General features: G+C 66.7%; 24 protein-coding genes. 5 read left to right on the forward strand and 19 right to left on the reverse strand.

Annotation, left to right across the window (positions count from 1 at the left end; translation table 11 throughout):
- Positions 1–76: 76 nt before the first annotated feature.
- The 8 genes from CFB46_RS13890 to mltG all read right to left on the reverse strand — a co-directional run bounded on the left by CFB46_RS13890 (position 77) and on the right by mltG (position 7,399).
- Complete coding sequence (locus tag CFB46_RS13890; RefSeq protein ID WP_089500294.1) at positions 77–1,252, reverse strand: AAA family ATPase; 1,176 nt, start codon at positions 1,250–1,252, stop codon at positions 77–79.
- 44 nt (positions 1,253–1,296) lie between these two features.
- Complete coding sequence (locus CFB46_RS13895; protein WP_027784650.1) at positions 1,297–2,469, reverse strand: mechanosensitive ion channel family protein; 1,173 nt, start codon at positions 2,467–2,469, stop codon at positions 1,297–1,299.
- Between the two features lie 89 nt (positions 2,470–2,558).
- Complete coding sequence (locus tag CFB46_RS13900) at positions 2,559–2,915, reverse strand: Rap1a/Tai family immunity protein (RefSeq protein ID WP_006485939.1); 357 nt, start codon at positions 2,913–2,915, stop codon at positions 2,559–2,561.
- Between the two features lie 121 nt (positions 2,916–3,036).
- Positions 3,037–3,747, reverse strand: coding sequence for an ankyrin repeat domain-containing protein (locus CFB46_RS13905; protein ID WP_027784651.1), 711 nt, complete (start codon positions 3,745–3,747; stop codon positions 3,037–3,039).
- Positions 3,748–3,790: 43 nt separating this feature from the next.
- Entirely contained in the window at positions 3,791–4,570 is a 780-nt protein-coding gene (locus CFB46_RS13910) for a TatD family hydrolase (protein WP_089500295.1), read from the reverse strand.
- 141 nt (positions 4,571–4,711) lie between these two features.
- Entirely contained in the window at positions 4,712–5,740 is a 1,029-nt protein-coding gene (locus CFB46_RS13915) for a DNA polymerase III subunit delta' (protein ID WP_027784653.1), read from the reverse strand.
- Positions 5,741–5,759: 19 nt separating this feature from the next.
- Positions 5,760–6,380, reverse strand: a complete 621-nt coding sequence (gene tmk / locus CFB46_RS13920; protein ID WP_027784654.1) for a dTMP kinase — start codon at positions 6,378–6,380, stop codon at positions 5,760–5,762.
- Positions 6,380–7,399, reverse strand: coding sequence for an endolytic transglycosylase MltG (mltG, locus tag CFB46_RS13925; RefSeq protein WP_089500296.1), 1,020 nt, complete (start codon positions 7,397–7,399; stop codon positions 6,380–6,382). Before mltG ends, tmk begins: the two co-directional genes overlap by 1 nt.
- Positions 7,400–7,476: 77 nt before the next feature.
- Between mltG and ygfZ the strand changes: the two genes are divergently transcribed.
- Both ygfZ and CFB46_RS13935 read left to right on the forward strand, forming a co-directional pair.
- The gene (ygfZ, locus tag CFB46_RS13930; protein WP_089500297.1) at positions 7,477–8,511 is read left to right on the forward strand and encodes a CAF17-like 4Fe-4S cluster assembly/insertion protein YgfZ; all 1,035 of its coding nucleotides are present in this window, start codon (positions 7,477–7,479) and stop codon (positions 8,509–8,511) included.
- Positions 8,512–8,587: 76 nt separating this feature from the next.
- On the forward strand, positions 8,588–9,433 hold the full coding sequence (locus tag CFB46_RS13935) for an NRDE family protein (RefSeq protein ID WP_089500298.1): 846 nt from the start codon (positions 8,588–8,590) through the stop codon (positions 9,431–9,433).
- Positions 9,434–9,449: 16 nt separating this feature from the next.
- Here the strand turns inward: CFB46_RS13935 and CFB46_RS13940 are convergent, their stop codons facing one another.
- The 6 genes from CFB46_RS13940 to CFB46_RS13965 form a co-directional block, all read right to left on the reverse strand.
- Positions 9,450–9,896: a GNAT family N-acetyltransferase gene (locus CFB46_RS13940; RefSeq protein WP_027784658.1), complete on the reverse strand. Its 447-nt coding sequence runs from the start codon at positions 9,894–9,896 to the stop codon at positions 9,450–9,452.
- Positions 9,897–9,937: 41 nt separating this feature from the next.
- Positions 9,938–10,897 (reverse strand): alpha/beta hydrolase, encoded by a 960-nt coding sequence (locus tag CFB46_RS13945; RefSeq protein ID WP_089500299.1) that lies wholly within the window; start codon positions 10,895–10,897, stop codon positions 9,938–9,940.
- A gap of 159 nt (positions 10,898–11,056) precedes the next feature.
- Positions 11,057–11,536: a PaaI family thioesterase gene (locus tag CFB46_RS13950; RefSeq protein WP_006483907.1), complete on the reverse strand. Its 480-nt coding sequence runs from the start codon at positions 11,534–11,536 to the stop codon at positions 11,057–11,059.
- The gene (locus CFB46_RS13955; RefSeq protein WP_006483902.1) at positions 11,533–11,847 is read right to left on the reverse strand and encodes a Dabb family protein; all 315 of its coding nucleotides are present in this window, start codon (positions 11,845–11,847) and stop codon (positions 11,533–11,535) included. The genes CFB46_RS13950 and CFB46_RS13955 overlap by 4 nt, the downstream gene beginning before the upstream one ends.
- Positions 11,848–12,299: 452 nt before the next feature.
- Entirely contained in the window at positions 12,300–12,557 is a 258-nt protein-coding gene (locus tag CFB46_RS13960; protein ID WP_027784660.1) for a hypothetical protein, read from the reverse strand.
- A 292-nt stretch (positions 12,558–12,849) separates the two neighbouring features.
- Complete coding sequence (locus tag CFB46_RS13965) at positions 12,850–13,137, reverse strand: hypothetical protein (RefSeq protein WP_027784661.1); 288 nt, start codon at positions 13,135–13,137, stop codon at positions 12,850–12,852.
- Between the two features lie 875 nt (positions 13,138–14,012).
- Between CFB46_RS13965 and CFB46_RS13975 the strand changes: the two genes are divergently transcribed.
- Positions 14,013–14,333 carry a hypothetical protein gene (locus CFB46_RS13975; RefSeq protein ID WP_027784663.1) on the forward strand — a complete coding sequence of 107 codons (321 nt, stop codon included), beginning with the start codon at positions 14,013–14,015 and terminating at the stop codon, positions 14,331–14,333.
- Positions 14,334–14,542: 209 nt separating this feature from the next.
- Entirely contained in the window at positions 14,543–14,758 is a 216-nt protein-coding gene (locus tag CFB46_RS36430; protein WP_080681343.1) for a hypothetical protein, read from the forward strand.
- A gap of 132 nt (positions 14,759–14,890) precedes the next feature.
- On the opposite strand, the gene arsN2 is transcribed toward CFB46_RS36430, so the two are convergent.
- From arsN2 to CFB46_RS14005, 5 genes are all read right to left on the reverse strand, one after another.
- Entirely contained in the window at positions 14,891–15,319 is a 429-nt protein-coding gene (gene arsN2, locus CFB46_RS13985; RefSeq protein WP_027784664.1) for an arsenic resistance N-acetyltransferase ArsN2, read from the reverse strand.
- 21 nt (positions 15,320–15,340) lie between these two features.
- Positions 15,341–16,063, reverse strand: a complete 723-nt coding sequence (arsH, locus tag CFB46_RS13990; RefSeq protein ID WP_089500433.1) for an arsenical resistance protein ArsH — start codon at positions 16,061–16,063, stop codon at positions 15,341–15,343.
- Positions 16,064–16,083: 20 nt separating this feature from the next.
- Positions 16,084–17,160 carry an ACR3 family arsenite efflux transporter gene (gene arsB, locus CFB46_RS13995; protein WP_027784666.1) on the reverse strand — a complete coding sequence of 359 codons (1,077 nt, stop codon included), beginning with the start codon at positions 17,158–17,160 and terminating at the stop codon, positions 16,084–16,086.
- Between the two features lie 67 nt (positions 17,161–17,227).
- A complete protein-coding gene (locus tag CFB46_RS14000) occupies positions 17,228–17,722 on the reverse strand; it encodes an arsenate reductase ArsC (protein ID WP_027784667.1) in 495 nt (164 codons plus the stop codon).
- 22 nt (positions 17,723–17,744) lie between these two features.
- The gene (locus tag CFB46_RS14005) at positions 17,745–18,080 is read right to left on the reverse strand and encodes an ArsR/SmtB family transcription factor (RefSeq protein ID WP_027784668.1); all 336 of its coding nucleotides are present in this window, start codon (positions 18,078–18,080) and stop codon (positions 17,745–17,747) included.
- A 796-nt stretch (positions 18,081–18,876) separates the two neighbouring features.
- Here CFB46_RS14005 and CFB46_RS14010 point away from each other — a divergent pair.
- Entirely contained in the window at positions 18,877–21,018 is a 2,142-nt protein-coding gene (locus tag CFB46_RS14010; protein WP_089500300.1) for a hypothetical protein, read from the forward strand.
- Positions 21,019–21,030: the final 12 nt, after the last annotated feature.

Here is a 21,030-nt window from a genome sequence, read left to right on the forward strand (position 1 = left end):
CGCCTCGCATCGAGGAGGCCGGGGCCGATCCGATGCCTTCGGCGCCTATCACGACCCAAAGCACGCCATCAGGCTGTCAGCGCGACGGCCACTTCCAGGCCGGCAGGTCGCGCGAATCGGCATCGACGAGCGCGGTCGCACCGAGCTGCTTGTCGAGCACCAGCGATTCGCAGCCGGCCTCGCGCTCGAGCGTCGCGACGAGCCGTGCCGCGTGCGACACGACCAGCACCTGCGAACGCCGGGCGGCCTGCGCGATCAGGCGGCCGAGCGCCGGCAGCAGATCGGGATGCAGGCTTGTCTCGGGTTCGTTCAGCACCATCAGCGCCGGCGGCCGCGGCGTCAGCAGCGCGGCCGCCAGCAGCAGGTAGCGCAGCGTGCCGTCGGACAGCTCGGCCGCCGTCAGCGGCCGCAGCAGCCCCGGCTGGCGCATCAGCACGTCGAAGCGGCCGCGGCCGCCGGGATTGTCGATCTCGACCGACGCACCGGGAAACGCGTCGTCGATCGCCGCATCGAGTGCCACGCCGTCGCCGATTTCGCGGATGGTCTGCAGCGCGGCGGCCAGGTCGGTCCCGTCGTCCGCGAGCACCGGCGTATGGGTACCGATGTGCGACTGGCGCGCCGGCGCCCGTGCATCGGCTCGGAAATGGTCGTAGAAGCGCCACGAGCGGATCCGCTCGCGCACCGCGATCATCTCGGGCGCCCCGGTCGGATCGGCGAACTCGGTCATCATGCTGTCGAAGCTCGCGACCGGTTGCGGAATCGTCTGCCAGTCGCCCGCCGCGGTACGCGCGCGAATCTGTGCGCCCTGCCGGTCGACCAGCAGCGTGGACGGGCGCGGCAACGCGCCGCCCCAGATGCATTCGCGCTTGATCACCGGATCGAGCGCGAACGCCGAGTTGCTCGGCAGCGGCAGACCGAGATCGATCGAATAGCCGAAATCGTCGCACGCGAAGCCGAGCTTCAGGCTCACCGGCCCGTTGCGCACGGTGCCCGTCACCGGCACCTCGCCGGCCAGCATCGCGCGCGAGAAGCGCTCGGGGCCGGCCCATAACGCCGACGGCAAGCCGCCCTCGCGCGCGAGCGACGGGATCACGCGGCCCTGCGCGGTGTCGGCGAGCAGCCGCAGCGCGCGGTACACGCTCGACTTGCCGCTGCCGTTCGGCCCCGTGACGACGTTGAGCCCCGCGAGCGGCACGATCAGCTCGCGCAGCGAGCGGTAATTGGCGATGGCGAGCGTCTTCAGCGCGGTCATGGGAATGGGCAATGGGGCATGGCAGGCAGGCGCCGGGGCCGCGTTCAGCGGCCGTCGACGGCCTGCGGATCGGCTGCGGTGTTGGCCGCCGTGCTGGCGGCAGGCGACCGCGCGTGCGGCCGTTCGGGATTCGGCGCATCGGGCGCGGATTCGTGCGGATACAGCTCCATCCGGTTGCGCGGCAGGCATTGCGGATAGCGGTTCTGCAGATAGGCAATCAGCCCTTCGCGCACGCGGCAGCGCAGATCCCAGCACGACGACGAGTCGGCCGCGCTGACGAGCGCACGCAGCTGCATCGTGCGCTCCGTCGCATCGGTCACCTGCAGCACCTGCACACGGCCGTCCCATTCCGGCGCGGCGTGGACGAGCCGCGCGAGTTCCTCGCGCAGCGGCGCGAGCGGCGTACGGTAATCGACCGACAGGTAAACGGTGCCGATGATCTCCGCGCTGCTGCGCGTCCAGTTCGTGAACGGGTTCTCGATGATCCATTGCAGCGGCACGACGAGACGCCGCTGGTCCCACAGTCGCACCGACACGAACGAGCCGGTGATTTCCTCGATGCGCCCCCACTCGCCCTGGATCACGACCACGTCGTCGAGCCGGATCGGCTGCGTGAGCGCGATCTGCAACCCGGCAATCAGGTTGCCGAGCACCGGCCGCGCGGCGATACCGGCGACCAGCCCTGCCACACCGGCCGATGCCAGCAGGCTCGCGCCGATCTGGCGCACGTTCGGGAACGTCATCAGCGCGGCGCCCGTGCCGATGATCACGATCAGCACCATCACGGTCCGCACGAGTACCTTGGCCTGCGTATGGATGCGCCGCGCCTGGAGATTGTCGGCCGTATCGATCGGATGGGCCTGGATGATCGCGTCGCCGACGCCGGCCGCGAGCCGCACCAGCAGCCACGTGAGCGACACGATGGAGCCGACCGCGGCCGCGGTGCGCATGCCGCGCACGAACGACATGCCGTCGTCCGCCTGGAGCCACAGGAATTCGAGCGCCAGCAGCGCCAGCACGACGAGCGACGGCTTGTCGATGTAGCGCAGGATCGCGCTCATCAGCGGATACGGCTGCGCGACACGCTTGACGACGCGTGCGCCGAGGCGGTGCACGACCGTGACGACCAGTATGACGATGACCGACACGCCCAGCGTGCCGAGCCACGAATGCAACGGCGCATCGGCGATGCGCTGCAGTTCCTCGATTGAAATCATCGGCGCCCTCGAGTGATGAAGCGCACAGGCTTCGTCCTGGATGCGTCGGCGACGTCCGGGCCGCGCACGCGCCCGGACACGGCGTCAGATCAGTTGCCGCTCCTGCAGGGAAACGCCTTGCCGAGACCGAGCGACACCGCGGTGCTCGCGTTGTAGTCGGCCAGCTTCGGATTTTCCGCGATGTACTTGCGCACCGCGTCCGTCATCTGTTGCGCCCGGATGTCGGGCGGCAGACAGAAGTACTGACCGACGCGCGGCCCCGTGGTGCCGCCGATCGCATCGATCGTGTTGTAGACGCCGTCGGCGGCGCCTTCGATATAGGCCGCGCACGACGCCCGCGACTTGACGTCCGTCTTCGCGCACAGCCGGTCGAGATCCGCGCCCGTGAAAGCCGCCGCCGACAACGGCACGGCAAACGCCGCGGCACAAAACATTGCGCGCAACATGGTGTTCCTTATGTCAATGCGGCCGGAGACCGCCTGCTGCGTTGGCCGGTGCGGCGCCGGATGCCCGCCGGCTCCGGCCGGAAGCCGGCCGGGCGGACAGCCGCCGCCGCACCAAAAACCGTTATTTTGCACTCTTTTGAGCATCTGCCGGCGCCCCCGCACCGATACGCGTCGTCCGCTTGCTCAGGATCCCGATCGCGTCCGGCGCGTTGTAGTGCTTCGCGAACTCGAGCGCGGTGATGCCGAGCTGGTTCTTCACCTGCGGATCGGCGCCCTGGTCGAGCAGCAGCGTGACCGTCGACGCATGGTTGCCGCGCGCGGCCATCATGAGCGGCGTCGTGCCGTTCGGCGATGCGGTGTCGATGTACGCGTCATGGTCGAGCAGCACCTTGACGACCGCGTCCTGGCCGTTGGTCGCCGCGTAGTGCAGCGGCGCCCAGCCCTTCTTGCCGACTTCCGCGCCCTTGTCGATCAGCAGCTTGACGAGGTCGAGGTCGCCGTTCAGCGACGCGAGCATCAGCGCGTTTTCGCCGGCCTTGTCTTCCTTCTCGAGATCGACGTTCGGCGTCGTGGCGATCGCCGCCGCGACCTTGTCGGACTTCTCGCGCGCGGCGATCACGAGGATCGGGTCGCCGTTCGGCGCGAGCGTGTTCGGATCGAGCTTGCCGCTCTTGAGCTGCTTGCCGATATCGGCGATGTCGTCGAACTTGACGGCCTTGACGATCGCGTCGAGCGACTCGGCATGCGCGCCGGCGGCGGCGAACAGCCCGCTCGCGACGAATGCGGCCGCAACGAGTGCGCGTTTGGGCAAATGGTTGGTCGGCTTCGTCATTGTTGTGGGCTCCTTCCCTGGGTTGTCGGCTGCGCGCACGTCGTTAGCGGGCGATCTTGAACAGCCGGAAAAAGTTCTGCGTCGTCGCATCGGCGAGCGCCTCGACGGCGATCCCGCGTTCGGATGCGATAAAGCGTCCGACATGGCTGACGTACGCAGGTTCATTCGGCTTGCCGCGATACGGCACCGGCGCGAGGTATGGCGAGTCGGTCTCGATCAGCAGCCGGTCGAGCGGCACGCGCCGCGCGACGTCCTGCACGTCGGTCGCGCTCTTGAACGTGACGATACCCGACAGCGAGATATGGAAGTTCTGCGCGAGCGCCTGCTCGGCGACCGGCCACGGCTCGGTGAAGCAGTGCATCACGCCGCCCGGCACGTCCGCGCGCTCCTCGGCCATGATCCGCAGCGTGTCCTCCGACGACGCGCGCGTGTGGATGACCAGCGGCTTCATCGTCGCGGTCGCCGCGCGGATGTGCGTGCGAAAGCGTTCGCGCTGCCATTCCATGTCGGCGATCGAGCGGCCTTCGAGGCGGTAATAGTCGAGGCCGGTTTCGCCGATCGCGACGACCTTCGGGTGCGCGGCCATCTCGACGAGCTCGGCGAGCGTCGGCTCGCGCATCTCCTCGTGATCGGGATGCACGCCGACCGATGCGTACACGTTGTCGTGCGCTTCGGCGATCGCGAGCACGTCGGGCAGCGTCTCGAAATCGACCGACACGCACAGCGCGTGCGTGACGTCGTGCTCGCGCATGTTCTCGAGAACGGCCGGCAGACGGTCGGCCAGGCCCTTGAAATTGATGTGGCAGTGAGAGTCGACGAACATCGTGTTTCCTGAATACGTGAGACGGGCGCTCATGCGCCCGCCGGCATGCGGCACCGGGCGGCGTGGGCGGGCCGGCCGGCCACGGTCGCACCGCCGCGTGATCCGTTCATCGTTTCGCAACTCATCGGAAACAATGTCGGATCAAGCAAACATTTCCCGATATCCGAGAAACAATTCCTCGAATACGAGCCGCGCGTTGAGCGGATGGTTCTCGACCGTCCGCTGCCGCGTCACGGCTTTCATGAAGCGCGCGAAGGCGTTCGCGTCGACCGCTTCCGCGCAGCGCGCAAGGGCCGCCGCGTGCATCGGGAAGTAGCGCGGCGCACCGGCCATCCGCTGGGCGAGCAGATCGTACAGCCAGCGCTGCAGCCAGCCGAGCACCAGCGGCACCGGCAGCTTCTGCAGCGTCTCGCCGCATGCGAACGGATCGCAGCCCGCACCGGCGGCCAGTTGCCCCAGCGTGTAGTCGCGCAGCGGGCGGTTCTCGTCGCTCGCGAGCGCCAACGCGGCGAGCGGCGCGCCGCCGGCCTCGGCGAGCAGCGCGCTGGCGTGATCGACACCCTGCGCGGCGAGCCACGCGGCGGCGGCCTCCGGCGCCGGCACGCTCATCGGCCACTGGCGGCAGCGGCTGATGATCGTCGGCAACAAGCGGTCGATGCGTGCCGACACGAGCAGGAACACGACGCCGGCCGGCGGCTCCTCCAGCGTTTTCAGCAGCGCGTTCGACGCGGCGACGTTGAGCGCCTCGGCCGGATACAGCACGACGACGCGCGCGCCGCCGCGGTGCGAACCCACCCCGCAGAAGTCGAGCAGCGCGCGCACCTGCTCGATCTTGATTTCCTTGCTCGGCGCACGCGTCTTCTTGCCGCCTTCGTCCGCATCGGCCGGCTTCGCGTCGTCCGCCGCACCCGGCGCCTCGCCCGCCAGCGCCTCGGGCAGCACGATCCGGTAGTCCGGATGGTTGCCCTGCGAGAACCAGTTGCAGGCCGCGCAGGCGCCGCACGGTTCGCCGTTCGGCTGCGGCGATTCGCACAGGAAGCCCTGCGCGAGATGCTGCGCGAACTGCAGCTTGCCAATCCCGGCCTGACCGTGCAGCAGCAGCGCATGCGGCCATTGCGCGCGCAGTTGCTGCAGGCGGTTCCAGTCGTCGGTTTGCCACGGATAGATCATGGGGTGCGTTCCTTGCGGGTTACAGCGCGGCGAGCACGCGTTCGAGCTGCTGGCGGATCTCGGGAATCGATCGCGTCGCATCGACGATCGCGAAGCGGTGCGGCGCCTCTTCCGCGCGCCGCAGATATTCGGCCCGCGTGCGGGTGAAGAACGCGTCGGACTCGCTTTCGAACTTGTCGGGCATGCGCGCGGCGCCGCGACGCTCGCTCGCGACCTGCGGCGCGACGTCGAACAGCACCGTGAGGTCGGGCTGGAAACCGCCCTGCACCCAGCGCTCGAGCGTCTCGAGCTTGTCGCGCGGCAGCCCGCGGCCGCCGCCCTGGTACGCGAAGGTCGCGTCGGTGAAGCGATCCGACACGACCCAGTCGCCGCGCGCGAGCGCCGGCTCGATCACGAGCGCGAGATGCTCGCGACGCGCGGCGAACATCAGCAGCGCTTCCGTCTCGAGATCCATCGGCTGGTTCAGCAGGATCTCGCGCAGTTTCTCGCCGAGCTGCGTGCCGCCCGGCTCGCGGGTGACGACGACCTGCCGTCCGGCCGCGGCCAGCCGGCCCTGGAGGCGTTCGCAGAACCATGACAGGTGGGTGGTCTTCCCCGCCCCGTCGATGCCTTCGAACGTGATGAATTTACCGCTCGCCATTATTGACCTCGTATGTACTTGTCCACGGCCTTGTTGTGGTCGCCGAGCGTGTCCGAGAACACGCTCGTGCCGTCGCCCTTCGCGACGAAATAGAGCGCGCTCGTCGGAGCCGGATTGATCGCCGCCTGCAGCGCGGCGACACCCGGCAACGCGATCGGCGTGGGCGGCAGCCCGCGTCGGGTGTAGGTATTGTAAGGAGTGTCGGCCTGCAGGTCGCGCTTGCGCAGACGGCCGTCGTACGCGTCGCCGAGCCCGTAGATCACCGACGGATCGGTCTGCAGCGGCATGCCGATCCGCAGCCGGTTCGCGAACACGGCCGCGACGAACGCGCGGTCGGCCGCGTGGCCGGTTTCCTTCTCGACGATCGACGCGATCGTCAGCATTTCGTAAGGCGTCTTGTACGGCAGCCCCGGCGTGCGCGCGGCCCATGCCTCGTCGATGCGCGTCTGCATCAGCCGGTAGGCGCGCCGATAGATGTTCAGGTCGCTCGTGCCCTTGTCGAACAGGTAGGTATCGGGAAAGAACAGCCCCTCGCCGCTGCCGCGCTGCACCGCGCCGTCCGATGCGCCGATCGCGCGCAGCAGCTCGGCGTCGCTCATGCCGGCCGTCGAATGCGCCAGATCGGGGTTCGCGTCGAGTTCCGCGCGCATCCGCTTGAAGGTCCAGCCCTCGATGACCGTCGCGACGTACTCGTTCACGTCGCCGCGCGCGATCTTCTGCAGCACGTCATAAGGCGTGATGCCGGTCTTGAATTCGTAGTTGCCCGATTTGAGCCGGCTCGACAGCCCGAGCACGCGCGTCATCGCGACGAAGGCGAGCGGCTCGACCGGCACGCCGCCGCGCTTGAGCTGCAATGCGACGCTCTTCACGCTGCTGCGCGGCTTGATCGTGACGTCGAGCGATGCCGAGCCCAGCAACAGCGGCCGGGTCGCCCAGTAATACCCGCCGCCCGCGCCGGCAGCGGCCACAACGACGGCCAGCGCCACGATCGTCGCGGCGCATTTCTTCAGTAGGGACATGGAAACGTGACTCAGGTAAGACCCATATAATACTTGCTCGCCTCCGTCAAAGTCAGGGTTGACTGTTCCCTCATTCCATGAGCACACCGTTCGCTTCACCGGCTGCCCAGGCCGCATCTGCCTCGCTCCCCGTTTTCCCCCGCCCGTCCGCCGCCGATTTCGAAGCGCCGGGCGCCTGCATGCCGCTGCCGCAGTTCGGTGTGATCGACGTGGCCGGCGACGACGCCGCGACGTTCCTGCACAGTCAGCTCACCAACGACATCGAGCATCTCGACGCCGGCAGCGCCCGGCTGTCCGGGTACTGCTCGCCGAAAGGCCGCTTGCTCGCGTCGTTCCTCGCGTGGCGGGCCGGCCACGGCGTGCGCCTGCTCGTGTCGAAAGACGTGCAGCCGGCCGCGCAGAAGCGGCTGTCGATGTTCGTGCTGCGCGCGAAGGCGAAGCTGACGGACGCGAGCGACACGCTCGCGGTGGCCGGCTTCGTCGGCGACGTGCGCGAGGCGCTGTCGGGCATCTTCGATGCGCTGCCCGACGGCGTGCACGTGAAGGTCGACGGCGCGGCCGGCGCGTTGATCCGCGTGCCCGATGCGGCCGGCCGCAAGCGCTATTTGTGGATCGGCCCGCGCGCCGAAGTCGACGCGCGCGTCGCCGCGCTGGCCGGCACGCTGCCCATCGTGTCGCCCGCCGTGTGGGACTGGCTCGACGTTCGCGCGGGCGAGCCGCGCATCACGCAGCCGGCCGTCGAACAGTTCGTCCCGCAGATGGTCAACTTCGACGTGATCGGTGCCGTTAACTTCAGGAAAGGGTGCTACCCGGGCCAGGAAGTGGTGGCGCGCAGCCAGTACCGCGGCACGATCAAGCGCCGCACCGCGCTCGCGCACGTCGCCGGCGAGACCGATACCGTGCATGCCGGCGTCGAGCTGTTCCACAGCGACGACCCGGGCCAGCCGTGCGGGATGATCGTCAATGCGGCGGCCGCGCCGGCCGGCGGCGTCGACGCGCTGGTCGAGATCAAGCTCGCCGCGCTCGACGGCGGCACGGTGCACCTCGGTTCGGCCGACGGCCCGGCGCTCGCGTTCGATGCGCTGCCGTACGCGTGGCCGACCGAAGCCTGATGCACTGACAACCCGTTCGCGCGCCGGCTCGCGAGTCGCAGCCGGCGCGCGACGTTTCCTGCGAGAGATTCGCCCGATGTGTCTGATTGCCTTCGACTGGCAGCCCGATGCCGCCGCCGGTCCCGTGTTTACCCTCGCCGCCAATCGCGACGAGTTCTTTCGCCGGACCAGCGCGCCGCTCTCGTGGTGGGAGGACGTGCCGGGCGTACTGGCCGGCCGCGATCTCGAAGCGGGCGGCACGTGGCTCGGCGTATCGCGCGACGGCCGCTTCGCCGCGCTGACCAACTACCGCGCGCCGTTCGACATCCGCGCGGGCGCGCCGACCCGCGGCAAGCTGGTATCCGACTTTCTCGGCGGCCCGTCCGCGGCGCCGCTCGACTATCTCGCGCAGCTTGCCGAGCATGCGGCCGTGTACAACGGCTTCAACCTGCTCGTCGGCGACTGGCGCCGGCGCGAACTCGCGTGGTTCTGCAACCGCGCGCCCGAGGGCGAAAGCCGTGTCGCCGCGCCCGTCGCGATCGCGCCGGGCGTGCATGCGCTATCGAATGCGCGGCTCGACACGCCCTGGCCGAAAGTGGTGCGCAAGCGCGCGGAGCTCGGCACGCTGCTCACCGACAATCCGACCCCGTCGCTCGACGAACTGATCACGCTGATGCGCGACCCGCACGTCGCGGACGACGACGCCCTGCCGCACACGGGCATTCCGATCGAGCGCGAACGTGCGCTGTCGGCCGCGTTCATCGAGACACCCGAATACGGCACGCGCGGCACCACGGCGCTGCGCGTCACGATGAAGGAAGGCGTGCGGCTGACGGTCGAGATCAAGGAGCGCAGCGACGACGACGGCTCGCACCGGACCGCCCGCCCGGGCGCGTTCGAGCGCGCGTTCACGTTCGATATCGACGCGACGCGGCCGCGCTGAACGCACGCATTGCGCGCTACGGCGCGCGTGCCATCTCGACGTGCGGCACGCCGGCTTCGACGAACGGTTCGCCGACCGCCGCGAAGCCGTGCCGCAGATAGAACGACACCGCCGAATCCTGCGCGTACAGCCGCACGACCGCTTCGCCGCGGCGCCGTGCGGCATCCAGCAGCGCATTCAGCACGGCCGACCCGACACCCTGCCCGCGCACGTCGGCCAGCACCGCGACGCGGCCGATCGTGCCGGACGGCAGCAATCGCCCCGTCGCGACCGCGCGGCGCACGCCGGTCGCCGCGTCGGTCCGGTACGCGACCGCATGCAGCGACAGCGGATCGTCGTCGTCGAGTTCCCATTCCGGCGGAATCTGCTGCTCGCGCACGAACACCGCGTCGCGAATCCGCGCAGCGTCGCCGCCCAGTACCGTCCAGTCGCCCGTTTCCACCACGCCCACGCCGTTCGTCATCGCAGCTCTCCCGCGGCATGCGCGCCTTCACGCGCTCGCCGTCAAACTTCGTCGAATGCAGCCTTCAGCGCCGCGACCGCATCGGCATGCGCGGCCCGCACTTCCGGCACGTAGCCGCCCATCTTGAAGAATTCGTGGATCATCCCCGGATAGCGGACCAGCGTGACCGCGTTGCCGGCCGCGCGCAACTTGTCCGCGTACGCGGCGCCCTCGTCGCTCAGCGGATCGAATTCGGCCGTCGCGATCCATGCCGGCGCGACACCCGCGAACGACGGCGCATCGCGCGTGCCGTCGAGCGGCGCGAAACGCCAGTCGTCGCGGTCCGCCCGATCGCGCACGTATTGCGCGAAGAACCACTGGATCGTGTCCTGCGTCAGCAGGTAGCCGTTCGCGAGCCGTGCGTGCGATTCGGTGTCCTGGTGGCCCGTCACGCCCGGATAGATCAGCAGTTGCAGCGCAAGGCGAATGCCCGCGTCGCGCGCGAGCACCGCGCACACCGTCGCGAGCGTCCCGCCCGCACTGTCGCCGCCGACCGCCAGCCGCGCGGCGTCGATGCCGAATGTGGCGGCCTCGCGATGCAGCCACTGCAATGCGTCGTCCGCGTCGTTCACCGCGGTCGGAAACCTGTGTTCGGGCGCGAGCCGGTAGCCGACCGACAGGACCGCGCATCGCGCATCGTGCGCGAACATCCGGCACAGCGCATCGTGCGTGTCGACGCTGCCGACCGTGAAGCCGCCGCCGTGGTAGTACACGAGCGCGGGCAGCGGCTCGGCCAGGCTCGGCTCGACCGGCAGATACAGCCGCGCACCGATCGTGCGGCCGTCCCGCGTCGGCACGGCGCATTCCTCCACCGAATGCATCGGCGCCGGTGCGACGTCGAGGATCGGCGCGCTCTTCTCGTATGCGGCGCGCGCCTGCTGCGGCGTCTGGTGGTGGTACGACGGGCGTTTCGCGCGCTCGATCATGTCGAGCACCTGGGCGATCTTCGGATTCAGCGGCATCGGTATGGACGGCGCCGGCGTGGCGCCGTGAACGGACAAGCGTGACATGATGCCACGCGCGCGCCCGGCGGGCGCGGCGCGCGGTGTGCCGGCCAGCCCGTGCTCCAAAACGAGACGGCCCTGCCTCATCGAAGAGACAGGGCCGTGCGTGACGGATGCTTACGCGTCGCTCGGGCCGGGCTGGGCGTCCGGCGCGGTGCGCGAGCGTTGCCGCTTGATGTCGCGGCCGACCGCGAGCCGCCGCATGTACTTGAACGTACCGAGCGCCTTCGCGACGAAATTGCCGTCGCTGTCGCGCACTTCGCCTTCGCAGTAGGCCATCGTCGTCGAGCGGTGCATCACGCGCCCGTAAGCGCGCAGCTCGCCGCGGCCCGGCTGCATGAAGTTCACCTTCATCTCGACCGTGACGACGCCGACGCCGTCGTCGGTCAGGCTGCGCGCCGCCATCGCGAGCGCGATATCGGCGAGCGTCATCGTCACGCCGCCGTGCGCGATGCTCCACGTGTTCATGTGGCGCTCCTCGAGCGGCAGCACGATCTCGCTCGCGCCATCCTTCGCGGACACGAGCTGCACGCCGAGCAGATCGACGAACGGGCTTTCGATCGACGGGCCTTCCGTCGGGGTTGCCGCGTCGCTCATCGTGCGTTGTCGACGATGTAGTCGACGCACTCGCGCGATTCGGCCACCGCGACGACGAATTTCTTCACTTCCTGGTGGACCGGATGCACCTGGTATGCGTCGAGCGCGGCCTTGTCGGCGAAATCGGAGACGAGCACGATGTCGGCGGTCGCGTCGAGGCCCGGCGTCGCCACGCCGACGTCGATCTGCAGGGTACCCGGCACGAGGTCGCGGCAGCCTTCGAGCTTTTCCTTCAGCTTCAGCGCGTTCTGCGCACGCGTCGCGCCTTCCGCCGATTCCTTCAACTTCCACATGACGATATGTCTGATCACTTCGTTCGCTCCTGTTCGTGTTGGTTCGGCGCTTCGCCTGCAACCGTTGCCAGTCGGGCGCTGTCGGCCCTTCCCACCGTTCGCTCGCATTCGCTCGAAGTCGCGCTCGGCCGAGAAAAAGCGGGTATCGCCTGCAATCTTCGAGGGCGGCCCCCGCGTCTCATCGTGCCACTTGCCGACGTCGAGATCCGACGAGCAAACACAGGCGACAAGCCTACCAAACTTACGGGCGCCAATGGCGCCGTATCTCGGGGTTCAGTCATCCGGCGCCAAGCGCTGGCGCTGCCGATACGGGATTGCCGGGAAGGAGCGTTTATTCGCGATCGGCGAATATCCGCCGTTGGTTTCCAGGACGGCCGATACAAATCCCGCATCCTTCTCGCGCCATTCGTAACCGCGCGATAACCCGCAAACGACAATATTCCCGCGCACCGACAGACGCCCAACCCGCGTCAGGCGACGGGGTTATCGTCCCCGACGACCACGCCGAGGAGCACATCGATTGCAGCACGCCCGGCGGCTTCAGCGATGAGATAAGCCCACCGGCGCGTATAGGGGCCGTTGTGCAGCGAAATCTTGCCGCCGCGCCCACCCACGACACGAAGATTGTCCGCGCCCTTGATCTGAAACGTGACGTCGTAGAGATCCGCAGCGGCCGGCGTGAGTTCGACATGGATTTCGAATCCGCGGTACACGATCATCCGATACATGGGACGCTCCGTTGAGGGTCAGAGGGCAGCCGGTAACCGGAGCGGGAGTTCGCTAACCGCTGCGAACCCGTGCGCAACCCGCCTCGCGGCACGCGAGACAATGCGCAAGCACATCGACGTTGATTTGCACGACCGATACCGGTCTGGAAGAACCCCGGCGCCAGGCTCGTCACTTCGCGCCGAGATGCGTCCCGCCGATGTCCACCCGGATCGTTTTTTCCACAAAAAACGACGGTGAAACAGGCCAGCAGCGACGACGCCGGTCGATTGCCCGCGTACGCCCGCAGCGCGTTCACATGTCGACGACCGAAGCGCCGCTCACCTTCCCGTCGACGATGTCCTTTCCCTGCTGCCCGGCAGCGCGCCTCGCCACGCCGAAATCGGAGAATGCCTCGGGCTGGTTTAGCCGAAAAACGCGACCTTCCGGAGAGCTGGCCATCGATGCCGGACGACAGATTCGCACCGCGACGTCATACCCTTCGGCGTAACGGGAATGTCGGTCAAAGCGATCGAACGTGCGGGAGAAGACAAGAGGATGAAGTTCGTACCCCTTGTAGAGAAAAAACGGGTATGCCGGCATGTTGGTCACTCCACAGGGGGGAGGCCCACTATACATGGGAACAGGCAGCGCAGGGCGACGCAGATTTCTCCGCCTTGCACTTGCCGAAGGCGCTCTCGCGCGCATCGCGATCGCCCGGTCTGCAAGCGGATCGCTGCCTGCACGTGACGACGGATATCAGCCGGCGAAGCCGGCACCTACACGGCCCGAACCAGCGCCGTTTTTTCCGCTGCGTTCGCCTCTCGAGCGGCGCGCCCTGTCTGTTCGTAGTCTTTAAAAATGGGCGATCACGAACGACGGCATCGGATACGAGTACGTCGCGTCGCAGCCGAAATAAAACCGTTGCGTCATCGGCGATGCGCGTATGATGGTCTCATCCGAGCCCCATTTGCAGATTGACGGCTCGCCCCTCTCCCCGGTTTCGTGTCGCCCCTGCTTGCGCACAACCTTCCCTCCTCTTGCGACACCCGTCGTGCGGCAACGCCCCAGTTCGCAATCGGCTCCTGCGCCGTGAACTCGAGTGTTCTAGCGGGCAGCCCGTCAAGAGGCAAAACGCAATCAAAAGGCGGCAAACATGAACGGGTACTGTGATGCGGAACGCGAACTGGTACATATCAGGCGAGCGATCGGCCTGCTTGAGCAGGCACGGCATGCGTTCGTCAACAGATCGTCGGTCAGCGATCCAGCGTATTGGCGCATCAGGCTCAACAAACTTCGCACGCAGTCCGAGCGAAACAGGATCCTCGAACTTCAGGTGGACGAGCTTTTGGGGCGCCTCGGACGAATCCAGGATTCGCGCCCCCGCAAGTAGGCGCCTCGTTTCGCACCCTTTTCCCGTGCACGCGTAATCCGGGAGGCCGTTCGAGCGAATCGGATTCAAACTTCGGAGCAACATCATGATCGACACCAATCCACGCAACACGTTTCGGCACCTTCCACTTTCGCCCGAGCAAGACGCGGAAATCCGGCACTACATCAAGAAGAAAGAGCAAAGGGGGGAACAATGGGACACCCCGGAACTGGCGATGATGCTTGAAGACATGCTTTCCCCGCCGCCCAGCGACGACGACGAGGAGCCCGAGCCTGGCGTCGAGGAAACGAAGCTCGCCTGCGAGTATGCGCTGGCATCGATCGACGAAGCCATGGAATCCGGTTCCGCAAGCGAAGAACGACTCGCGATCGTGGAAGCCGAGGAAATGAAGCACCCCAGGCGATAAGGCCTTGCCCGCGTCCCCGTGTGATGTCCGCGACCTGACGATCGCTCGAGGCCGCCGTCCCGGATACCTTCGGAAGCAGGTCCGATAGCGACCTTCTCGTACAGGGCGAGCATGCAGGCAACAGCAGCCAGCACCCGAGGCGATGGCTCAATGATCGGCTCGCATGGGCCGACAGCGATTCTCGACGATGACAACGTCTGGAGAAGAAAATGCTCTTCAATTCGACACGGTTCCGGATCGATCCGACACCACGCAGGGCCGATCGGCAGTACGTCGCACACGTGAGGATTACCACGATACTCGTGGACGGAGCGGAGCGAGAAGTACACACGAGCGGCGATCTGGCGGCCTTCGAGCGTCGCGACGATGCAGTTGCGTACGCAACTAAATGGGCGGAGGGATGGCTGACGTCGCAGTTTGGTTGATCGCCGTCTCGATACTCCGTACCTCACTACGTTGCCCTGCCGGAAGGCTCATGGCCGGACAGAAGGCTCGAAACCGCGCATCGAATGCGGTTGCCGGCAGCCCCCCGAAGCGTGCGGTGATCGCCGTAACGCTTAAAGAACCCGCAGCATTGAAACGGCCGACTCCGGACACACGCCCTGAAACTGCGGCGACGCGAGCACCGCAGACGGCACGTCCCCTCGTGCAACGCGCACGAAACCCAGACGGGCGAAATAGCTCTCCGCGGTCGTCGTGAGCAGCACCAACGACCGAACGTTGCGGGACAGGCACGCATCCACGAGCCGCGACACGATCACCCGCCCGACGCCGGCATCGCGTACGTGCGCGGCGACCGCAACGGAACGCAGCAGCGCGACGTCACCGTAATACTCGATACCCCCGCATCCGCATATCGTCGAATGCTCGATCGCAACGACGAAACGTTGCACATGGCTTGCGACGCCGTCGGCTGGCAAGGCGTTCTCGCGCAGCAATGCTTCAATCGACGGCAAGTCATCGACAGCGGCGCAACGGATCTCCATCTTCGCTCCTTCCGTCGGATGCTAGATGCTTCGCTGGTTCACACGCCGTGAAAGCGCTTCGGCGCTCTCCTTCCGTTCGCTGTACCGATCGACCAGGTACGGACCGATGTCTCTCGTCAGCAACGTAAATTTGACCAATTCTTCCATCACGTCCACGACACGATCGAAATAAGCGGATGGCTTCATCCGCCCCGCTTCGTCGAACTCCATGAACGCCTTCGCCACCGACGACTGGTTCGGGATGGTCAGCATGCGCATCCAGCGTCCGAGCACACGCATCTGGTTCACCGCGTTGAACGACTGCGAACCGCCGCTCACCTGCATCACCGCGAGCGTCTTGCCCTGCGTCGGCCGCACGGCGCCGATCGACAGCGGAATCCAGTCGACCTGCGACTTCATGATGCCCGTCATCGCGCCGTGCCGCTCCGGCGAGCACCACACCATCCCTTCCGACCACATCACGAACTCGCGCAGCTCGACGACCTTGGGATGACTGTCGGGCGCGTCATCCGGTAGCGGCAGCCCGCTCGGATTGAACACGCGGACTTCGGCGCCCGTCGCCGTAAGCAAGCGTGCCGCTTCCTCGACCAGCAAGCGGCTGAACGAGCGCTCGCGCAGCGACCCATAGAGCAGCAGAATCCGGGGAGGATGAGTCGACGGCGCCGCCGGCCGCAATTGGGCGGCATCCGGCACGCGGAACAGCGCGGTGTCGAGTTGCGGTAAATCGTTCAGGTAGTCGGTCATGTGCAGATGCTCCGATGTGTTCAGGCCCGGCACTCGTACCAGCCCTTCGACCGATTGACGACACGCACGACCAGCAACATCACCGGTACCTCGATCAGCACGCCGACGACGGTCGCCAGCGCGGCGCCCGAGTGAAATCCGAACAGGCTGATCGCCGCCGCGACGGCCAGCTCGAAGAAGTTGGACGCGCCGATGAGCGCCGACGGACATGCAACGCTGTGCTTCTCGCCGACCGCGCGGTTGAGCCAGTAGGCCAGTGCCGAATTGAAGAACACCTGAATCAGGATCGGTACCGCGAGCAGCGCGATCACGAGCGGCTGCGCCAGAATCGCCGCGCCTTGAAATGCGAACAGGAGTACGAGCGTCGCGAGAAGCGCGGCGATCGACCAGGGAGCAATCCTCACCATCGCGGCATCGAATGCGGCCGCGCCCTTTGCGAGCAGGCGCTTGCGCCACAACTGCGCGAGGATCACCGGAACGACGATGTACAGCACGACCGATGTGACCAGCGTCGCCCACGGTACGGCGATCGCCGACATGCCGAGCAGCAGCCCGACCAGCGGTGCGAACGCGATCACCATGATGCTGTCGTTCAGCGCGACCTGCGACAACGTGAACAGCGGATCGCCATCCGTGAGCCGACTCCACACGAATACCATCGCCGTACACGGCGCCGCGGCAAGCAGAATCAGGCCCGCGATGTAGCTATCGAGCTGGTCCGTCGGCAACATCGGTGCGAACAGGTGGCGAATGAACAGCCAGCCCAGGAACGCCATCGAGAACGGCTTGACGAGCCAGTTCACGACGAGCGTGACGCCGATGCCTTTCACGTGCCGACGTACCTCGTGCAACGCGGCGAAGTCGACCTTGACGAGCATCGGGATGATCATCACCCAGATCAGCAGCCCGACGGGCAGATTGACCTGCGCGTATTCCATCCGGCCGATCTGCTGGAACAAACCGGGCAGCACCCGGCCGAGCGCGATACCTGCGACGATACACAGCGCGACCCAGACAGTAAGGTAGCGCTCGAAGAAATTGATGGCCGGCTTGTTGGCAGCGGCCTTGCTCGGCGGGGCAGCGTTGTACGTGGTCATTGCACGGGGTTCGGTCTCGAAGGCGTCGCGCGCCGCTCGCGTCGGCGGCGGGCCGCGGTATGGGCGATCAGTTTCGCGAGATATCGGTCAACGCGTCCTGAAACTCGGCATTGCTCATGCGCTCGAGCGGCAACGCCAGCAACTGCAGCATGCGATAGCCGATCGCCTGACGCGTCAGGTCGAAGGCAAGTCGCCTGCCTTCGTCATCCCCGACCGCATTCGACGGATCGGCGTAACCCCAATGGACCTTGACGGGGCTGCCGGGCCAGTACGGGCACGTTTCGGCTGCCGCACTATCGCACACCGTGATGACGACACGCATCTCGGGCGCCCCGTCGCCGACGAATTCGTCCCAGCTTTTACTGCGGTATCCGTCGACGTCCGCGCCGGCGTTCGTGAGCGCCTCCAGCGCGAACGGATTGAGGCGACCGCTCGGCGCACTGCCGGCGCTGTACGCCCGGACGTCCTTGCCGAGCCTCGCGGCCCAGAAATTGAGCATGCCCTCCGCCAGCACGCTGCGGGCGGAGTTGTGGGTGCAGAGAATCAGTACGTTCGTGGTCATGGGCGATGCACGCGAAGGCGCGTCAGGATTGGCCGCTACCGGGCGTGGAGCACGCCGACACCGGCGAACATGGATTGCCGCCGCAGCAGTTCTCGGTGAGGTACGCGACCAAGCCGTTCATCGTCGCGAAGTTTCCGCAATAGAACACGAAGCGGCCTTCTTGCCGGCTCGTCACGAGTTGCGCATACGCCAGTTCCTTCAAATGGAAGGACAGTGACGACGGCGGCACGTCCAGCAACGTGGCGATCTGCCCGGCGGACATGCCTTCCGGCCCGGCCTGGACGAGCGCGCGAAATACGGCGAGCCGGGACTCGTGCGCGAGCGCTGCAAGCGCGGCGATGATTTGGTTCGATTCCATATTTCTATAATAGTCGAAATATGGAACGTTGCGTAGCGTGACGCTGGAAATGTCGTCGGTCCGAGTCCACGTCAGGTAATGAAAAGGTATCGAATCACCTGCCCTTCAATGCTCAGGGCGACGATCCGCGTTCAGCGACGGTAGCCGCCCCGCCCGCCCGATCTGGCGATTCCGATGGGAGCGCACGCACAATCCTGGTCGAAGGGCAGGAACGCGGATTGCACGGCTTCGCGCCCACCGTCCCGGGGCGCGTCGGCTCCTTACCCAAATGGCCGACACAAACATGACGATTCCTCTACTGTCCGGCATCAATCGCCGGCGCGATACGGTATTGCCGATCGTTTTTGTCACCGGATATCCGAAGTGAATTAATTCGAATCCATTAAATCGCACATTTTACCGGCATGACGGGTAATAATTGCGACCATCTTTCCAATTCAATAGTCGCCGACAAAAACATTATTGACTTGGACTTTCTCGAAAATTTAGAATCGCCTACGACGGCTTACGTATCATTTTCTTCGCCGCTCCGGATTCGCCACTCACCCGCGCGAAGGGCTTTCGCATTGCCTTCCTCGCGGAGCATCGATGCGTCACCCCTTGTCGTTTTTAAGCTTCCGGCATTTATTGGCCATTCGGTTATTTGCCAACCTATTTTCTTTTCGAAGAATCGCAACATCCCGATTAATTCCCGTCATTCTCGGGAATGAATTCAAACCGGGATCAAGCGGACCCAAGATCCGCCGATCAGAACATCCGGATATAAAAATCGCCAGTCATCAGGAGGGACATCAACATGCATCGCCTTGCGAAGTCGCTGTGTCTCGGGCTCGTCTGCGCCGGTCTGCTGTCGGCCTGCAACGACGACGACGTCAAATCGAACAGCCCGCCGTCGAACACCGCCGCGTTGTCGTTCCGTATGGATACCGGCGGCCAGATCAACGCGTTCTACCGGCAGGACAAGGTCGCCGCGCACCTGCTCGTGCGCTCGTCGACGAAGCCGCGCCTGCTCGTGGTCTTCCCCGCCGGCAACAGCGGCACCGGGCTGTGGTTCGACGACACCGCGCAGCCGGTGAACTGGAGCCTCGACACGCCGCCGTCCGCGCTGTCGGCGCCGGACGCACACGGCCGCCCGCTGTACGGCATCGGCGCCGACGTGTCGGTCGACACCGGTACGCTGACGATCCGCCAGGGCGTGCTCAGCAACGTGCGCTTCCTGCGCGACTTCAACGGCGGCGCCACGATTCCGCAACAGATCCTCACCGCGCCGACGGTCCAGGGCAGCACCGCGCAATGGCAACGCGACCGGATCGACGGCGCGCCGGGCTATGCGCTGCGCATCACGCTGCGCGACGGCGGCAGCATCGCGCCGGCAGCGGGCGGCAAGCTCGTGCTGAGCGCGCCGGCGGGCTCGCACACGCTGAAGCTGCACATCGATGCGCTAACGGGCGAGACGCCGCTGTCGCCGATCGCGCACGCCGACCTGTTCGCCCCGTCCGTGAATCCCGACCCGGTCAGCCAGAACGTGCTCGAATTCCTGAGCTTCAACGACAAGCTGCTGGCCGGCTCGTGGCAGTACGACACGTACTTCGGCCGCGACACGCTGATCTCGGTCCGCATGCTGATGCCCGTGCTCGAACCCGCGGCGATCGAGGCCGGGCTGTCGTCGGTGCTGAGCAGACTGTCGGCCGACGGCAAGGTCGCGCACGAGGAAGGCATCGGCGAATTCGCGCTGATCGACAACCAGAAGAACGGGCGGCCGAACGATCCGACACCGACCTACGACTACAAGATGATCGACAGCGACTACCTGCTCGCGCCGATCGCGGCCGCGTGGCTGGTCGACGATACGCGCGGCCAGGCCCGCGCGGCCGCGTATCTGGCGCAGCGCGGCAGCGACGGGCAGACCAACGGCAGCCGTCTCGTCGTCAATCTGCTGCACGTCGCGACGACCGCGCAGCCGTTCGCGCAGCAGCCGTCGGTCGCGAACCTGATCCACCTGCGGCCCGGCGAAATCGTCGGCAACTGGCGCGACAGCACCGACGGCCTCGGCGGCGGCGTCTACCCGTACGACGTGAACGCGGTGCTCGTGCCGGCCGCGCTGCGCGCGGCGAACGCGTTCCTCGCCCGTGGCCTGCTCGATCCGTACCTCGACGCGGGGCAGCGCGCGACGCTCGCCAACACGGCGAACGAAGCGGCCGTCTGGGAAACGCAGGCGCCGCCGCTGTTCCAGGTCAGCGTGCCGGCCGCGCAGGCAGCCACCGACGTATCGGCCTATGCGCCGTCCGCCGGCGTGCCGGCCGGCGCCGCGCCCAACGCCCCGCTGGCCTTCTACGCGCTGTCGCTCGACCAGCAGGGCAACCCGATTCCGGTGATGAATTCCGACGGCGGCTTCGCGCTGCTGTTCGGCACGCCGCCGGACGATCAGCTGCAGCGGATCGTCGCCGACGTCACGCGGCCGTTCCCGAGCGGGCTCGTGACCGATGCCGGGATGCTGATCGCGAACCCCGCGTATGCGAGCCCGTCGCTGTGGCCGAAGTTCACGAGTTCCGCGTATCACGGCACGGTGATCTGGTCGTGGCAGCAGGCGATGTGGGTGGCCGGGCTCGATCGCCAGCTCGCGCGTCAGGACCTGTCGGCCACGACACGCACGCTGCTCACGCAGGCGCGGCAGACGATCTGGCAGGTGATCTCGAACGGGCGCGACATGCGCACCTCGGAAATGTGGACGTGGTCCTACGTGAACGGCAAATATCAGACCGACGCATTCGGCACGCGCAGCGCCGATGCGACCGAAGCCAACGCGGCGCAGCTCTGGAGTACGACGTATCTCGCGATCCGCGATCCGCAGCAGCGCGCGGGCAAGTACTGGTGGCAGGCGTCGCAGCCGATACAGGACGAACGGCCGAAGCAGGCGACCGCGGTGGCGTCGCGCTAGCGCGTCGCCGCG

Source organism: Burkholderia sp. HI2761 (assembly GCF_002223355.1).
Taxonomy (GTDB): Bacteria; Pseudomonadota; Gammaproteobacteria; order Burkholderiales; family Burkholderiaceae; genus Burkholderia.